The 15,032-nt window shown below is 73.1% G+C and carries 15 protein-coding genes; 8 read left to right on the top strand and 7 right to left on the bottom strand.

What is annotated here, in order from left to right:
- The first annotated feature begins 38 nt into the window (after positions 1-38).
- The 4 genes from ACFQRI_RS04885 to cobA are packed head-to-tail and all read left to right on the top strand — an operon-like array spanning position 39 to position 3,837.
- Positions 39-1,085 carry a HoxN/HupN/NixA family nickel/cobalt transporter gene (locus tag ACFQRI_RS04885; protein ID WP_380664885.1) on the top strand — a complete coding sequence of 349 codons (1,047 nt, stop codon included), beginning with the start codon at positions 39-41 and terminating at the stop codon, positions 1,083-1,085.
- Between the two features lie 55 nt (positions 1,086-1,140).
- Positions 1,141-1,743: a precorrin-8X methylmutase gene (locus ACFQRI_RS04880; protein WP_380664883.1), complete on the top strand. Its 603-nt coding sequence runs from the start codon at positions 1,141-1,143 to the stop codon at positions 1,741-1,743.
- On the top strand, positions 1,740-2,645 hold the full coding sequence (locus tag ACFQRI_RS04875; RefSeq protein ID WP_380664881.1) for a sirohydrochlorin chelatase: 906 nt from the start codon (positions 1,740-1,742) through the stop codon (positions 2,643-2,645). The genes ACFQRI_RS04880 and ACFQRI_RS04875 overlap by 4 nt, the downstream gene beginning before the upstream one ends.
- Positions 2,626-3,837 carry a uroporphyrinogen-III C-methyltransferase gene (cobA, locus tag ACFQRI_RS04870; RefSeq protein WP_380664879.1) on the top strand — a complete coding sequence of 404 codons (1,212 nt, stop codon included), beginning with the start codon at positions 2,626-2,628 and terminating at the stop codon, positions 3,835-3,837. Before ACFQRI_RS04875 ends, cobA begins: the two co-directional genes overlap by 20 nt.
- 106 nt (positions 3,838-3,943) lie before the next feature.
- Here cobA and ACFQRI_RS04865 read toward each other — a convergent pair whose 3' ends face one another.
- The 4 genes from ACFQRI_RS04865 to ACFQRI_RS04850 form a co-directional block, all read right to left on the bottom strand.
- A complete protein-coding gene (locus ACFQRI_RS04865; RefSeq protein ID WP_380664877.1) occupies positions 3,944-5,401 on the bottom strand; it encodes a DEAD/DEAH box helicase in 1,458 nt (485 codons plus the stop codon).
- Between the two features lie 191 nt (positions 5,402-5,592).
- Positions 5,593-6,336: a peroxide stress protein YaaA gene (yaaA, locus tag ACFQRI_RS04860; protein ID WP_380664875.1), complete on the bottom strand. Its 744-nt coding sequence runs from the start codon at positions 6,334-6,336 to the stop codon at positions 5,593-5,595.
- 14 nt (positions 6,337-6,350) lie between these two features.
- Positions 6,351-7,178, bottom strand: a complete 828-nt coding sequence (locus ACFQRI_RS04855) for an endonuclease domain-containing protein (protein WP_380664873.1) — start codon at positions 7,176-7,178, stop codon at positions 6,351-6,353.
- Between the two features lie 237 nt (positions 7,179-7,415).
- Positions 7,416-8,699, bottom strand: a complete 1,284-nt coding sequence (locus tag ACFQRI_RS04850; protein ID WP_380664871.1) for a cytochrome P450 — start codon at positions 8,697-8,699, stop codon at positions 7,416-7,418.
- Positions 8,700-8,861: 162 nt separating this feature from the next.
- On the opposite strand from ACFQRI_RS04850, the gene ACFQRI_RS04845 reads away from it, so the two are divergent.
- Together ACFQRI_RS04845 and ACFQRI_RS04840 are read left to right on the top strand one after the other, a co-directional pair.
- Complete coding sequence (locus ACFQRI_RS04845) at positions 8,862-10,607, top strand: proline--tRNA ligase (RefSeq protein ID WP_380664869.1); 1,746 nt, start codon at positions 8,862-8,864, stop codon at positions 10,605-10,607.
- A gap of 92 nt (positions 10,608-10,699) precedes the next feature.
- On the top strand, positions 10,700-11,506 hold the full coding sequence (locus ACFQRI_RS04840; RefSeq protein WP_380664867.1) for a phosphatidylinositol-specific phospholipase C/glycerophosphodiester phosphodiesterase family protein: 807 nt from the start codon (positions 10,700-10,702) through the stop codon (positions 11,504-11,506).
- Between the two features lie 194 nt (positions 11,507-11,700).
- Here ACFQRI_RS04840 and ACFQRI_RS04835 read toward each other — a convergent pair whose 3' ends face one another.
- Entirely contained in the window at positions 11,701-12,111 is a 411-nt protein-coding gene (locus tag ACFQRI_RS04835; protein WP_380664865.1) for a YjbQ family protein, read from the bottom strand.
- A 56-nt stretch (positions 12,112-12,167) separates the two neighbouring features.
- On the opposite strand from ACFQRI_RS04835, the gene ACFQRI_RS04830 reads away from it, so the two are divergent.
- The gene (locus ACFQRI_RS04830) at positions 12,168-13,187 is read left to right on the top strand and encodes an aminotransferase class V-fold PLP-dependent enzyme (protein ID WP_380664863.1); all 1,020 of its coding nucleotides are present in this window, start codon (positions 12,168-12,170) and stop codon (positions 13,185-13,187) included.
- A 91-nt stretch (positions 13,188-13,278) separates the two neighbouring features.
- Positions 13,279-14,046 (top strand): hypothetical protein, encoded by a 768-nt coding sequence (locus tag ACFQRI_RS04825; protein WP_380664861.1) that lies wholly within the window; start codon positions 13,279-13,281, stop codon positions 14,044-14,046.
- Between the two features lie 22 nt (positions 14,047-14,068).
- On the opposite strand, the gene ACFQRI_RS04820 is transcribed toward ACFQRI_RS04825, so the two are convergent.
- Positions 14,069-14,515, bottom strand: coding sequence for a DUF4439 domain-containing protein (locus ACFQRI_RS04820; protein WP_380664859.1), 447 nt, complete (start codon positions 14,513-14,515; stop codon positions 14,069-14,071).
- Positions 14,512-14,988 carry a hypothetical protein gene (locus ACFQRI_RS04815; protein WP_380664857.1) on the bottom strand — a complete coding sequence of 159 codons (477 nt, stop codon included), beginning with the start codon at positions 14,986-14,988 and terminating at the stop codon, positions 14,512-14,514. Before ACFQRI_RS04815 ends, ACFQRI_RS04820 begins: the two co-directional genes overlap by 4 nt.
- Positions 14,989-15,032 lie beyond the last annotated feature (44 nt).

Here is a 15,032-nt window from a genome sequence, read left to right as displayed (position 1 = left end):
GCCCCTCGGGCGGGAGAACCCAGGAGGTCGGAGATCCCATGACTCGGGATGCCGAAACGAGCCGGACGACCGGCTGGGGCGCAGCGGAGCGCCGCAAGGCGGCGGTCCTGCTCGCCGCGATCGGAGCGCTGCACCTGATCGGGTGGGGTGCCTACCTGCTCCACGTCAACGCCTTCAGCGCCGCTGGCGGACTGGCCGCCGCGGGCACCACCGCTTACCTGCTGGGCCTGCGGCACGGATTCGACGCCGACCACGTCGCGGTCATCGACGACGCCACCCGGCTGCTGATGCAGCGCGGCAGGCGCCCGGTCTCGACCGGCATGTGGTTCGCGCTCGGCCACGCCAGCGTGGTGATGATGCTGGCCTTCGCGGTCGCCTTCGTCGCCGGGCCCGCCGCCCAGCGCTGGGCCGAGCAGACCGGGATGCGGCTGGCCACCGGCGTGGACGTGCTGGTCGTGGCCGTGCTGACCACGCTGGCCGTGCTCAACGCGCTGGTGCTGCGCGACGCCTGGCGGCTGCTGCGCCGCGCCCGGCGCGGCGAGGTCGACGAGGACGAGGTCGAGGCCGTGCTCGGCCGCCGCGGGCTGCTGGCCCGGCTGCTGCGCGGCCGGATGCGGGGCGTGGCGCGCTCCTGGCACCTGTTCGGCATCGGGCTGCTGTTCGGGCTGGGCATGCAGACCGCCACCGAGATCACCGTGCTGGCCATGGTCTCGCCGACCGGCCAGCTCTCGGCGATCGCGGTGCTGAGCCTGCCGCTGCTGTTCGCCGCCGGGATGTGCACGGTGGACAGCGTCGACGGGATGCTGATGTCGCGGGCCTACACCTGGTCGCTGGCCAAGCCGCTGCGGCGGTTGTGGGTCAACGTGACCACGACCGCGCTGACGGTCGGGCTGGCCGCGCTGGTCGCCTTCGTGGTGCTGTGCGGGCTGCTGGCCGACTCGGGGATCGACTTCCTGAGCGGCATCGCGGCCATCGGCGACCAGTTCGAGCTGCTGGGCTACCTCACCCTGGGGCTGTTCCTGGCGGTGTGGGCCGGAGCGGCGCTGTGGTGGAGGCTCACCAGCCGCAAGCCGAAGACCATCTGAAGAAGCTGAAAACCCGCCGTGCGGCGGGGAAGACGGAAGAGCGATGAGACGCGCAGTGCACCCGATCGAAACCGAGTCCTACCGGATCATGCGGTCCAGGGCCGATTTCGCCCACTTCCCGCCGCTGACCCGGGCGGTCGTCGAGCGCGTCGTGCACACCACCGCCGACCCGAGCTGGACCGGCGAGGTGGTGGCCGACGAAACCGCGCTGCACCGCGGCAGGGACGCACTGCTGGCCGACGCGCCGCTGATCAGCGACGTGCGGATGCTCGCGGCGGGCGTGACCGCGCGACCGGTGCGGGTCGGCCTGGACTTCACCGGCGTGGCCGACACGGCCGAAGCCGACGGGCTGACCCGCTCGGCGGCGGGCATCCGCCTGGCCGCGCGGCAACACCCGGAAGGCGCCGTGTGGGCCATCGGCAACGCGCCGACGGCCCTGATGGAGCTGCTGCGCCTGGCCGAGGCCGGCGAGGTCGACCCCGCGCTGGTCGTCGGCGTCCCGGTGGGCTTCGTCGGCGCCGTGGACAGCAAGGCGGCGCTGCGCCGCAGCGGCCTGCCGGCCGTGAGCACCCTGACCGAGCGCGGTGGCGCGGCGATCGCCGCCGCCGCGATCAACGCACTGCTCTACTGGGCAGAGGAACCTGGAGGTAATCGGTGACCGAACCACTGCTGGTCGTAGGCCACGGCACGGTGGACGAGAAGGGGGTGGCCGAGTTCCACTCCTTCCTCGAACGGCTGGGCGCGCGGATGAGCGCGGCCGGTGTCGACAGCGCCGGCGGCTTCATCGAGCTGTCCGCGCCCGCGGTCACCGAGTCCTGGGCGGAGCTCGCCGGCAAGGGCCACCGGCGGATGGCCGCCGTCCCGCTGGTGCTGGTCGCCGCCGGGCACGGCAAGGGCGACATCCCCGCTGCGCTGGAGCGCGAAGTCCGGCGGCACCCGGGAACTTCGTTCGTCTTCGGTCGCCCGCTGGGCCCGCACCCGATCCTGCTGGACCTGCTCGCCGAGCGCATCGCCGAGCAGGTGCCGCGCGAGGAGTGGGCCGAAACCGCCGTCGTGCTGGTGGGTCGCGGCTCCACCGACCCCGACGCCAACGCCGAGGTGTGCAAGGTCTCACGCCTCTTGCAGGAGACCTGCGGTTTCGAGACGGTTGAAACCGCGTTCATCTCCCTGGCATCGCCGGACGTCCCTGGCGGGCTGGACCGAGCTCGCAGGCTCGGGGCCAAGCGAGTCGTGGTGGCCCCGTACTTCCTGTTCGACGGCGTGCTGCCGCAGCGCGTCGTCACCCAGGCCCTCGAGTTCGGCGAGACCGCCCCGGAGCTCGAACTCCACGTCGCCGGCTACCTGGGGGACTGCGACGCCCTGGTGGACCTCGTCGTCGAGCGCTACCACGAAGCCCTGCAGGGCGACATCCGGATGAACTGCGACACCTGCGCCTACCGGGTGCTGCTGCCCGGTTTCGAGGACAAGCTGGGCGCGCCGCAGACGCCGCACCACCACCCTGATGACCCGACCGGACACGGTCACGCACACGGACACGCACATGGCCACTCAATCGGATAAGCACTACCTCGCCGGACTCGACCTGGCCGGACGCCGGGTGGTCGTGGTCGGCGCCGGACCCGTCGCGCAGCGGCGGCTCCCCCGGCTGATCGGCGCGGGCGCCGCGGTCGAGGTCGTCGCACCGGCGGCCACCCCGGCCGTCGAAGCCCTGGCCGATGCCGGCGAGATCACCTGGCACCGGCGCGAGTACCGCGCGGGCGACCTCGACGGCGCCTGGTACGCGGTCGCGGCGACCTCGGACGACGCGGTCAACGCCGCGGTCGGCGAGGAAGCCGAGCGCGACCGCGTGTTCTGCGTGCGATCGGACGACGCCGCCCAGGGCACGGCGGTGACCCCGGCGGTCGCCGAGCACGACGGGCTGCTGCTCGGCGTGCTGGCCGGCGGCAAGCCGCGCCGCAGCGCGGGCGTGCGCGACGGCCTGCTGGAGGCGCTGCAGTCCGGTGTGGTCGACGAGCACGCCGAGCCCCCGGCCCCCGGCGTCGCGCTGATCGGCGGCGGCCCCGGCGCCCCGGACCTGATCACCGTGCGCGGACGGCGGCTGCTGGCCAAGGCGGACGTGGTGCTCACCGATCACCTCGCACCTCGCGAGCTGCTGGAGGAGCTGGGCTCGCACGTCGAGGTCGTCGACGTCTCCAAGATCCCCTACGGTCGCGCGGCCAACCAGTCGGTGATCAACGAGCACCTGATCGAGGCGGCTCGCGCGGGCAAGTTCGTGGTGCGCCTCAAGGGCGGCGACCCGTACGTGTTCGGGCGGGGCTTCGAGGAGCTGCTGGCCTGCGCCGAGGCGGGTGTGCCCGTCACCGTCGTGCCCGGCGTGACCAGCGCGTTCTCCGCCCCGGCGATGGCCGAGGTGCCGGTGACCCACCGCGGTGTGGCGCACGAGGTCGTCGTGGTCTCCGGCCACGTCGCCCCCGATGACGAGCGCTCCCTGGTGGACTGGCCCGCGCTGGCGCAGCTCAGCGGCACGCTGGTGCTGCTCATGGCGGTGCAGCGGATCGAGGCCTTCGCCGAGGTGCTGATCAAGCACGGCCGCCCGGCCGACACGCCGGTGGCCGTCGTCCAGGAAGCCAGCACCGAGAGCCAGCAGTCGGTGCACACCACGCTGGCCCAGGCGGCCGAGGACGTCCGCAACGCCGACGTGAAACCGCCTGCGGTCGTGGTGATCGGACCCGTGGCGGGCCTGAAGCACTAGGCACCGGACCGAGAGCGAGATCGCCCGCACCGGCCGAACGGCGGTGCGGGCGATCTCGCGAGGTGCGATGCGCGCGGCGGTTCCGGGTGGCGCCCGGCCGCCGCGGTCAGCGCTGCGGGTTGCGGCGGCGCTGGTTGCGGGCGTTGCCGCCCCGGCCGCTGCTGCCCCGGTTGGCGGTCCGGCCGTTGCCCTGCTGGCCGTTCGCCGCGCTCCCGCCGGACGGGCGCCGGTTTCGGGTCTGGGCGGGCTTTCGCTGCTGCTGCGTCCGCTGGGGTTGCGGCTGCGGCGTTCCCGACGGCTCGCGGGCACCGGTGACCTCGACGAGTTCCGGTGCGAGCGGCCGGATCTCGCTGGTGGTCGTCTCGACCCCGGCCTGCTTGGCCATGGTTCGGAAGTCCTGCCGCTGCTCCTCGGTGACCAGCGTGACCACGGTTCCGGTCGCGCCGGCGCGCGCCGTGCGGCCCGCGCGGTGCAGGTAGTCCTTCGGGTCGGCGGGCGGCTCGACGTGCACCACCAGGCTCACGTCGTCGATGTGGATGCCGCGCGCGGCGACGTTGGTGGCCACCAGCGTGGTCGTCTCGCCGCTCTTGAACTCGTCGAGGATGCGGGTGCGCGCGTTCTGCGCCTTGCCGCCGTGCAGGGCACCGGCCGCCACGCCCACCGCGCGGAGCTTCTTGGCCAGCCGGTCGGCGTGGTGCTTGGTGCGCACGAACATGATCGTGCGCCCCTCGCGCGAACCGATCTGGGCGAGCACCGCTTGCTTCTCGGTGGCCTGCACCAGGAACTGGTGGTGGTCCATGCTGTCCACGCTGGCGGCCGGCGGCGCCAGCGAGTGCACCACCGGCTCGGTCATGTAGCGCTCGACCAGCTTGTCCACGTCGCCGTCGAGCGTGGCCGAGAACAGCAGCCGCTGCCCGTCGGCGGGAACCAGGTCCAGCAGCTGGCGGACCTGCGGCAGGAAGCCCATGTCGGCCATCTGGTCGGCCTCGTCGAGCGCGGTCCGCTCCACCTCGGACAGCACGCAGGTGCCCTGCCGCACGTGGTCGGCGAGCCTGCCCGGCGTCGCGACCAGCACGTCCACGCCGCGACGCAGCGTCTCGACCTGCCGGTTGAACGAGGTGCCGCCGACGACCTCGCGCACGTAGCGCCCCAGCGCCTTGGCCATCGGCTTGAGCGAGTCGGTGACCTGGGTGGCCAGCTCGCGGGTGGGCACCAGCACCAGCGCGCGCGGGTGCAGCGGGCGCGCCTGCTCGGTCTGCAGGGCGAGCAGCGGCAGGCCGAAGGCCAGCGTCTTGCCCGAGCCGGTCTGGCCGCGGCCGAGCACGTCGCGACCGGTCAGCGCGTCCGGGATCGTGGCGGCCTGGATCGGGAACGCCTCGGTCAGCCCGTTGTCGTGCAAGGCGCTCACCAGGCGGTTCGGTAGCCCGAGGTCGGCGAAGGGCGCGGGATCGACCGCGGTCACGCCCGCCTGGTCGAACAGGCTCCGCTTGACCTGCTGCGGCTGGGCCTGCGAGCGGCGCTTGCGCGGACGGCGCGAGCGTTCGGGCGTGGTGGACGAAGGCACGAAGAGCACTCCCCGGGACATGGCACGTCACGGGGAGGCGTCGCGGGTTTGCCGCGGGCGATCACGAGGACGAGCCCGGCGCGATGACGCGCCGATGGTGGGCGAACGCGACGGGAACCCGGCGCTCGCGGCCGGTCGACGACCGGCTCAGGACACCGCGGATCCTACCTGAAGTCGTGATGTTGCCCGCGTCACGCGCTGGTGACCACGCACAGCGCGCGCTCGCCCTCGCGCTCCGCGCGCAGCCCGGCGCCCGCGGCGACCTCCAGGACGTCCTCGACGCTCGCGGGCTCCTCGGACGACCGGGCCAGGGCGCGGGCCAGCTTGCCCTTGTGCGACTTGTTGTGGTGGCTGACCACCTTGCGCTCGCCCGAGGCGTCCTCGGAGAGCACCCGCACCTGAACCGCGCCGGGCGTGCGAGCGAGGGCGGCGTAGGCGCCCGACCGCAGGTCCACGATCAGCTCGTCGGCGTCGGCGAGGAGCGGTTCGAGCACCGGGCGCCAGGTGCTGCGCAAGGTGCCCAGCCCGGGCAGCGAGCCTCCGCCGGAGAGGCGGTAGGCGGGGATCGCGTCGGTGCCCCTGGCCAGCCCGAACAGCGCCGAGGCGACCGCCAGCCGCGCATCGGCCTGCTTGCGCTCGATCTCGGACAGCGACCCGATGTCCAGCGCGTCGTAGAGCACCCCGGTGTAGCGCTCCAGCGCGGGCGCGGTCGGCGAGCTCCACAGCTCGCCGTTGCGCCTGACCTCCTCGGCCTGCCGCTCGGAGAGCCCGAGCACCTCCAGGCTGCGCGGCACGTCCTCGGCCAGCGCGGACAGCTCCTCGGCGATCGCGCGGCGGGTCGCGGTCAACTCCGGGTGCGACAGGGACGCCAGGTCCAGCGGCGCTCCGTCGCCACCGGTGGCCTTGGTCTCCGAAGGAGGCAGCAGAACCAACACGCACCCAGGGTAGGTCACGCCGTCGCCGCGCCCGTCGCGCGCACGGCCGCGCAGATCCGCGCGAGCAGGGCGTCGAGCTCGCCGCGCAGCTCGTCGTGGGTGACGACGAGAACCCGCCAGCCGAGCGCGTGCAGCCGGGCGCGCCTGGCCCGGTCCCGCCCGATCTGCTCCGGGGCGGCGTGCCAACCGCCGTCGTACTCGACGGCGACCAGCACCTCGGGGAAGGCCAGATCGAGCCGCGCGACGAAGTCCTCCCCGTCGAAGACCTCCCACTGCGGCACCGGATGCAACCCGCCGAGGACCAGCTCCACCCGCAGCACCGACTCCGGCACCGACTCAGCCCGCCCGTCGAGCAGCGGCAGCCGCGACAGCGCCCGGCGAACGCCGTGATCGCGGCGCCCAGCGAGGAAGCCCGCGATCTCCTCCACGGACAGGACTCCGGCGTGCAACAAGGCGTCGCAGTGGGCCACGGCCCGCGCCGCGCCCCGCTGCTTCAGCAGGTCGAACCCGGCCCGGGCGAACCCGGCCACCCCGATCCGCCCCCACTCCGAGTGCTCCCGCTCGGAAATCCGAGCCGAAGAGCATCGCAGCCCCCTGCGCCGCAGCACCGACTGCTCGCTCGGCACGAGCACCTCGACGGGGGCGCCGAAGTCGGCCAGGGGTACGCCGCGCAGCACGGCTGCGGAGCGCCCGGTGATCACCGAGCCCTCGGGCACGGTCAGCGCGGCGGCCGCGCACTTGAGCTCGTGCGTCAGCGGTGTGTTCCAGGTCGTGTACACGCCCCACAGGACGCGCTTGAACATGCTGCTCTGCAGCTGCTCGTCGGTCAGTCCGGCGGCCAAGGCCTCAGCGCGCCGAAATACCGGGACGTCGATCTCCGCCACCGGAGGCGGCTTGTTCGCAAACCCCACGTCATATACGAGGACGAATCCGTCCGGCCTGATGCGCCACCCATCCGAATCCCACCCGATAAGGCGATTTTCCGAAAACCCTTCCAACCGCAACACGGATTGGGAGGTAATTCCGCACCCCGATTGGGAGGTGATTCCGCATACGGATTGGGAGGTGATTCGGAGGGGTCAGGTGGTGGTGGGGAGGGTTTTGGGGCCGTGGATGACCGTGGTTGGTCGGGGGGTGGGGGAGCGGGCCGGGTGGGGGTTGAGGTCGGGGAGGTGGGTGGCCAGGGAGCGGAAGGCGATCTCGCCCTCGATGCGGGCCAGGGGAGCGCCGAGGCAGTAGTGGATCCCCGAGGAGAAGGCCAGGTGGTCGGAGGTCTCCGGCCGGGTGATGTCGAAGGTGTTCGGGGCCCGGTGGGCCTGGGGGTCGCGGCCCGCCGAGGCGAGCAGGAGGATCACCGGGGTGTCGGTCGGCAAGCGGTGGCCGTCGAGGGTGACGGGTTCGTGCGCCACCCGGACGGTCATCTGCACCGGCGGATCCCAGCGCAGCGTCTCCTCGACGACCGCGGGGGCCAGCGACGGGTCGGCCTTGAGCTGTTCCCACTGCGCGGGATGGTCGAGCAGCGCCCTGGTGCCGTTGGCGATGAGGTTCACCGTCGTCTCGAAGCCCGCGACCAGCAGCAGCGTGCACAGCTGCACCAGTTCCCGCCCGGTGAGCTCGTCCTCGTCGACCGCCGCGACCAGGTCGCTGACGACGTCGTCGCCCGGCGAGCTCCGGCGCTGCGCGACCAGCTCCTCGAACAGCGCGTCCATCGCGGCGTAGGACTCGCGCATCCGGCGCAGCTGACGCCCGGACTGCACGCCGTCGAGCGCGCCGGAGAGGATCCGCCCGTGGTGCGCCAGCCGCTGCGCGTCCAGCGGAGGCAGCCCCATCAGCTCGCAGATCACCCGCACCGGCAAGGGGGTGGCGAAGTCGCGCACCACGTCGAACTCGCGCCGTCCGGCGGTCTCGGCCAGCAGCTCGTCGGCGACCTCGGTGATCCGCGACCGGAACTGGGCCATCCGGCGCGGCCGGAACGCCGGGGCCGCCAGCTTGCGCAACCGCGTGTGGTCCGGCGGGTCCTGCTCCAGCAGCGAGAGCTGGAGGTCCACCGCGGCCGCGGTCGGATCGGCGTAGTCGCCGCGGCTGTCGCGAACCCCGAACCGACGATCGCGCAGCACTTCCTCGCACAGCGCGTGCGTGGTCACCGCGTGCACGCCGAAGCGGGTGCGCACCACCGGCCCCTCGGCGCGCAGCACCGCGTAGTGCGCGTACGGATCATCGCGCCACGGCGAGCACAGCAGCCGCGCGAACGGATCGCCGATCAGGGCGAAGAACCTGGTCACCGCCCGCTGGCCGGTCAACCTGAGCCGCAGGCCGAGCTGGGCGCCCGAGTTCGGGGCCTGCCGAACGGGCTGAGCGCACATGGAATCGCCCCCATCAGTCCGACCACCGAGCCTGCCCCCGTCGTCGGCGCGGGACAATGGTCCGACCGGGCGGTGGCGCGGCGGTAATCCGCTGGTGGAGGCCCCAGGGGGACTCGCTACCCTGCCGGTTAACCAATCCAGGCCGAACGAGGAGCTCTAGCCGTGATCACGAGGATGTCGACGTTGTTCCTGCGTACGCTGCGCGAGGATCCGGCCGACGCCGAGGTGCCGAGCCACAAGCTCCTCGTCCGCGCCGGCTACGTGCGCCGCGTCGCGCCGGGCATCTACTCCTGGCTGCCGCTCGGTCTGCGCGTGCTGCGCAAGGTCGAGGAGGTCGTGCGCCAGGAGATGGACGCCATCGGGGCCCAGGAGATCCACCTCCCCGCGCTGCTGCCGAAGGAGCCCTACGAGGCCTCGAACCGGTGGACCGAGTACGGCCCGAACGTCTTCCGCCTCAAGGACCGCAAGGGTGCCGACTACCTGCTCGGCCCCACCCACGAGGAGCTCTTCACGCTGACGGTCAAGGGCGAGTACAGCTCCTACAAGGACTACCCGGTCATGCTGTACCAGATCCAGACCAAGTACCGGGACGAGGAGCGCCCCCGCGCGGGCATCCTGCGCGGCCGCGAGTTCGTCATGAAGGACTCCTACTCGTTCGACCTCGACGACGAGGGCCTCAACAGCTCCTACCAGCTGCACCGGGACGCCTACATCCGCATCTTCGACCGGGTCGGCCTGCGCTACGTGATCGTGGCCGCGACCTCCGGCGCGATGGGCGGTTCGGCCTCCGAGGAGTTCCTCGCCGAGAGCGAGACCGGTGAGGACACCTTCGTGCGCAGCACCGATTCGAGCTACGCGGCCAACGTCGAGGCCGTGGTCACCCCGGCGCCCGCCGCGGAGCCGATCGAGGGCAAGTCGGCCGCCGAGGTGCACCACACCCCCAACACGCCGACGATCGAGACCCTGGTCGACTTCCTCAACGCCAACACCGACCGCAAGTTCACCGCTGCCGACACGCTGAAGAACGTGCTGGTCAAGATCCGCCAGCCGGGCGCCGAGGAGTGGGAGCTGCTGGGCGTGGGCGTGCCCGGCGACCGCGAGGTCGACATGAAGCGCCTCGAGGCAGCGCTGGAGCCCGCCGAGGTCGCGCTGCTCGAGGAGGGCGACTTCGCCGCCAACCCGTTCCTGGTCAAGGGCTACATCGGTCCGAAGGCGCTGCAGGACAACGGTGTTCGCTACCTGGTCGACCCGCGGATCGTCACCGGCACGGCGTGGGTGACCGGTGCGGACAAGTCCGACCACCACGTGGTGGACCTGGTGTGCGGACGCGACTTCACCCCGGACGGCACCATCGAGGCCGCCGAGGTGCGCGAGGGCGACCCGTCGCCCGACGGCAACGGCACGCTGGTCGCCGCGCGCGGTGTCGAGATCGGCCACATCTTCCAGCTCGGCCGCAAGTACGCCGACGCCTTCGGCCTGGACGCGCTGGGGCAGGACGGCAAGCCGAAGCGGATCACGATGGGCTCCTACGGCGTCGGCGTCTCGCGCCTGGTGGCCGCGATCGCCGAGCAGAGCCACGACGAGATGGGGCTGGTGTGGCCGCGCGAGGTCGCCCCCGCCGACGTGCACGTGGTCATCGCGGGCAAGGACGACACCGTGCGCTCGCGCGCGGAGGAGATGGCCGCCGAGCTGGACGCGGCCGGGGTGCAGGTGTTCCTGGACGACCGCACCGCGTCGCCGGGCGTGAAGTTCGCCGACGCCGAGCTGCTCGGCCTGCCCACGATCCTGGTCGTCGGCAAGGGCCTGGCCAACGGGGTCGTGGAGGTCCGCGACCGCAGGTCCGGCGAGCGCGCCGAGGTCGACCCGGATGCCGCCGTGGCGCAGCTGATCTCCCAGAACGCTGGCTGAATCCCGCCAGCCCGCGCCGTTGTTCACCTGATGGTGGGGCGGTGTCCTTAGCCTCCGGTATCGATCACCCGATCGGTACCGGAGGCTTCTTCATGCGAACCCTGCTCTCGTCCGCGCTCGCCGCGCTGGCGCTGTTGCTCGTCGCGCCCGCGGCCGCGCCCGCCTCGGCGGCGGTCGAGCCGCTGCCGCAGGCCCACGCGCACAACGACTACCTGCACGACCGGCCGCTGTTCGACGCGCTGGACCACGGCTTCACCAGCGTCGAGGCCGACGTCTACCCGGTGGGCGACGCCCTGCTGATCGGGCACGACCCGTTCCAGCTGCGCCCCGACCGCACCATCGAGTCGCTCTACCTCGACCCGCTGCTCGCGCAGCGGGACGGCGGCACCCTGCCGCCGGACTTCCAGCTGCTGATCGGCTTCAAGACCTTCGGCGAGGACGGTGTCCGGCGACTGGACGAGATCCAGCGCCAGCCGAAGTACGCGGGTCTGTTCACGCGCTACGCCGACGGGCAGGTCACGCCCGGCCCGGTGACCGCGGTCGTCTCCGGCGACAAGCCCTACGAGCTCGTCGAGGGCATGACCGACCGCTACGCGTTCCTCGACGGCTCGGTCGGCGGCGACATCGGCCGCGACCCGGCGCTGGTCCCGCTGGTCTCCGAGGACTGGACGAACGCGTTCAGCTGGGACGGCACCGGGGAGATGCCCGCCGAGGAGCGCGCCGAGCTGGAGCGCGTCGTCGCCGAGGCGCACGCGGCGGGGCAGCGGGTGCGGTTCTGGGCGACCCCGGACGAGGAGGGCCCGGAGCGCGAGGCGGTCTGGACGGTGTTCGACGAGGTCGGCGTCGACCACATCAACACCGACGACCTCGGCGGGCTGCAGGAGTTCCTGACCCGGTAGCCGGAGGCGAGCGGGGAACCTTCCTGCCGCTCGGCGGGAGGGGAATCTCGCTGTCACTCCGCCCGGCCTCGCGCGTGGGAACCTTCCTGCCACTCCCGCAGCGGAGCGGTGAAGGGTCCCTTCCTCGCACGCCGCTGCGGGGAGGGGAACTTTCCTGCTGCTCGCGGACGGGGACGAGCGGGGGAACCTTCCAGTCACCCGCTGATGAAGCTGAAGCGCACCCGGCGGACCGGGTTGTCGGCGTTGGTGTCGACCAGGCAGACCGACTGCCAGGTGCCCAGCGCCATCGCGCCGCCGACGACCGGGATCGTGGCGTAGGGCGGTACGAACGCGGGCAGCACGTGGTCGCGTCCGTGACCGGGCGAGCCGTGCCGGTGGCGCCAGCGGTCGTCGGCGGGCAGCAGGTCGCGCAGCGCGGCGAGCAGGTCGTCGTCGCTGCCCGCGCCGGTCTCGATGATGGCCAGGCCCGCGGTGGCGTGCGGGACCCAGACGTTGAGCAGCCCCTCCTCGGCGCCGGCCGAGCGCAGGAAGCGGCGGCACTCGTCGCGCAGGTCGCGGACCACCTCGGCGCTCCCGGTGCGGATCTCGATCTCTTCGCTGTGCATGGTCCAACCGTATGCAGTCGGCCCCGCTCCGGCCTCGTCGGTGGGACGATGCGCTCATGCGATCAGCTTTCGGCGCCAGCTTCGACGTCCCCGACGGTTACCTCAACACCGCGAGCATCGGCGTCCCGCCGACGTTCGCCGCGCAGGCGGTCACCGAGGCCGTGGCGAACTGGGCGAGCGGGCGCGCCAAACCGGGGGACTTCGACGAGCACGTGGTCGCCGCGCGCGCCGCCTTCGGGCGGTTGATCGGCGTGGGTGCCGAGCGGGTCGCGATCGGGGCGAGCGCCTCGCAGCTGGTCGGGCTGGTCGCGGCCGGTGTCGAACCCGGTCTCCGGGTGCTGGTGGCCGAGGAGGATTTCACCAGCCTGCTGTTCCCCTTCGCGGCCCAGGAGGGGGTCGAGATCACCGCGGTGGACCTCGACGACGTCGGCAAGCTGGCCCCCGAGCACGACCTGGTCGCGGTCAGCGTCGTGCAGTCGGCCGACGGCCGCATCGCCGACCTCGACGCCCTGCGGCGCGCCCGCGAGGAGCGCGGAACCCGGGTGCTGCTGGACGCGACGCAATCGGCGGGCTGGCTGCCGCAGCCGCTGGACTGGGCCGACTGGGTGGTCTGCCACGGCTACAAGTGGCTGCTGGCGCCGCGCGGGGCGGCCTGGCTGGCCGTGCACCCCGACGCGCCGGAGATCACCCCGCACAGCGGGAACTGGTACGCCGCCGAGCGGCCGTGGGAGAGCACCTACGGGCTGCCGATGCGGCTGGCCTCCGACGCGCGCCGGCTCGACCTCTCGCCGGTGTGGCTCGCGCAGGTCGGCGCCGCCGCCTCGATGGAGTGGCTGGCCGGGCTCGACCTCCACGAGGTCGCCGCGCACTGCACCGGGCTCGCCGACGAGCTGCGCGCCCGGCTGGGCGTGGAACCGGCCGGGTCGGCCATCGTGTCGATCTCCGGGACGGACGCGGTGGCGAAGCTCACCGCTGCCGGGATCGAGTGCGCCGCGCGCAACGGCCGCGCCCGGATGGCGTTCCACCTGTACAACACCACCGACGACGTGGAGAGAGCCGTGCGTGCGCTGGGATGATCAACGAGTGCGGACGATCGGGTTATCCGAGTCGTGACCCGGTACCGCTACGGTGGGCAATCGTGCCGGAGCGACAGGGGTGCCCGAGGACATGACGGGAGCACAGGACAACACGCAGCGCGAGACCGCGCCGCTGCGGCGGGACAACTCGCGGATCAGGCCGGACCGGGCGATGCCCACGCCCACCCCGGACCAGGCGACCCGCCCGGTGTACACGCACGCGCCGACGCCGCAGCCGGCGGGCGGCGGGCCGGCCGGGCCGCCACCGGGCCCGCGCAAGGTCACGCCGCTGGGGTGGGCGCTGCGCGGACTGGTGCTGCTGCTGGTCGCGGTCGTCTCGGGCGCGATCTGGTTGGCCGTGAAGCCCTCGGACGAGCAGGCCGAGCCGCAGCAACCGCCGCCGCTGCGCTACCACTTCGAGCTCTCGCACCGCGAGGAGGCGTTCCACGGCTGCAAGCAGGTCTCCAGCGGGCAGATCCGGTCCTTCTTCGCCGAGGAGGAGTGCGAGCACCTCACCCGGGCGCTGTACACCACGACGCTGCCGGACGGTTCGCGCGTGCTCACCTCGGTGGTCACCGTGCTGATGCCCGATCCGGACAGCGCCAAGCGGCTCAACACCCTGACCACCAAGGACGGCACCGGCAACGTCCGCGACCTGGTCGAGGACGAGCGCGCGGGCACCGAGGACCTGCCCGACCTGGACGACGCGGCCTACGCCTCGGGCCGCCAGGACCGGCTGGTGGTCATCGGCGACTCCGCCTACATCGGCGAGGAGACCTCGAAGAAGGATCCCGAGCTCACCGACGTCACCAACGAAGCCCTCAAGCTCGGCTGGCCCCAGGACCAGCAGCCCAGCTGACCCCGCGCGGGTGCGCGAGGGGTCAGGGCGCGCCCGGGAAGTTCTCCGCGGCGGGTTCTTCGCCGGTGGTCAGGCGCCAGCGGGTGGCCCGGGTGGCGGCGGTGGTGAGCGCCTCCAGGGCGGTTCGGCGCAGGCCCGCGTCGGCGGCGGCCTCCAGCACCGCGCGCCAGCCGACCTGGCAGTCGGTCTCGGCGCGGATGAGCAGGCCGATCGCACCGCGCTGGTCGGAGACCGGCTCGCCGACGTCGTAGGCGGGCTCGGCCACCGGCGGTTTCGCGCCGGCAGCGCGCATCGCCTCGGCAGCGGAGTCGCGGGTCTCCTCGTGCGCCGCGGTCGCCTCGTCGATCGCCTCGCGCACGCGGGACTCCCCGGCGAAGGCCCGGGCCAGGCCGCACACCCAGATCGCGGCGTTCTCGGCGCCGATCGCCGTGCGCAGCGCCCGCGCGGTGGTTTCGGGGAGTTCGCTCATGCCAGCACCTCGTGCAGGCTCGCGCAGCTGGCCGACACCGAACCGACCAGGCCTGCCCGGTGCGCGGACAGCCCGGGGGCCAGCTCCGCCGCCTGCTCCTGCGCCCGGCGCGCGGCGGTGCGCAGCCGCTCGGCGGCCTCGTCGGCGGAACCGGGAACCTGCGGGCGCGGCGGCTCGGGCACCGACGGCGGGTCATCGGGATCGCGGGGGTTGACCCGGTCGATCTCGCGCTGCAGGGCCTGCGCGTGCGCGCCGCGCGCGGCCGAGACCGCTCGCGCCCGCACGGCCAGCTCCGAGTGGGCCTTGCCGATCGCGTCGGCCAGCCGGGCGTCGCGCTTGGCGGCCCGCGCGGCCGGAAGCAGCTGGTCCGGTTCGGCCGATGACGAACACGCGGTCAGCGCCGCCGCCGCGGGGGCCAGCGCCAGCAGCCGCAGGACGCCGCGCCGTCCCAGGATTGGCGAGGGGGTCTTCACGACTTCCCATCCTGCCAGGCGGCCCGGGGACTCCACCGATCTGG

The organism is Saccharopolyspora griseoalba, from assembly GCF_042665275.1.
Taxonomy (GTDB): domain Bacteria; phylum Actinomycetota; class Actinomycetes; order Mycobacteriales; family Pseudonocardiaceae; genus Saccharopolyspora; species Saccharopolyspora griseoalba.
This window is presented reverse-complemented; position numbering and strand designations above follow the sequence as displayed.

Excerpts from the sequence above, each read along its gene's own strand:
- ACFQRI_RS04830 (WP_380664863.1), top strand. The coding sequence starts at position 12,168 with ATGCGATCAGCTTTCGGCGCCAGCTTCGACGTCCCCGACGGTTACCTC.
- cobA (WP_380664879.1), top strand. The coding sequence starts at position 2,626 with ATGGCCACTCAATCGGATAAGCACTACCTCGCCGGACTCGACCTGGCC.
- ACFQRI_RS04825 (WP_380664861.1), top strand. The coding sequence starts at position 13,279 with ATGACGGGAGCACAGGACAACACGCAGCGCGAGACCGCGCCGCTGCGG.
- ACFQRI_RS04885 (WP_380664885.1), top strand. The coding sequence starts at position 39 with ATGACTCGGGATGCCGAAACGAGCCGGACGACCGGCTGGGGCGCAGCG.
- ACFQRI_RS04850 (WP_380664871.1), bottom strand. The coding sequence starts at position 8,699 with ATGTGCGCTCAGCCCGTTCGGCAGGCCCCGAACTCGGGCGCCCAGCTC.
- ACFQRI_RS04840 (WP_380664867.1), top strand. The coding sequence starts at position 10,700 with ATGCGAACCCTGCTCTCGTCCGCGCTCGCCGCGCTGGCGCTGTTGCTC.
- ACFQRI_RS04835 (WP_380664865.1), bottom strand. The coding sequence starts at position 12,111 with ATGCACAGCGAAGAGATCGAGATCCGCACCGGGAGCGCCGAGGTGGTC.
- ACFQRI_RS04820 (WP_380664859.1), bottom strand. The coding sequence starts at position 14,515 with ATGAGCGAACTCCCCGAAACCACCGCGCGGGCGCTGCGCACGGCGATC.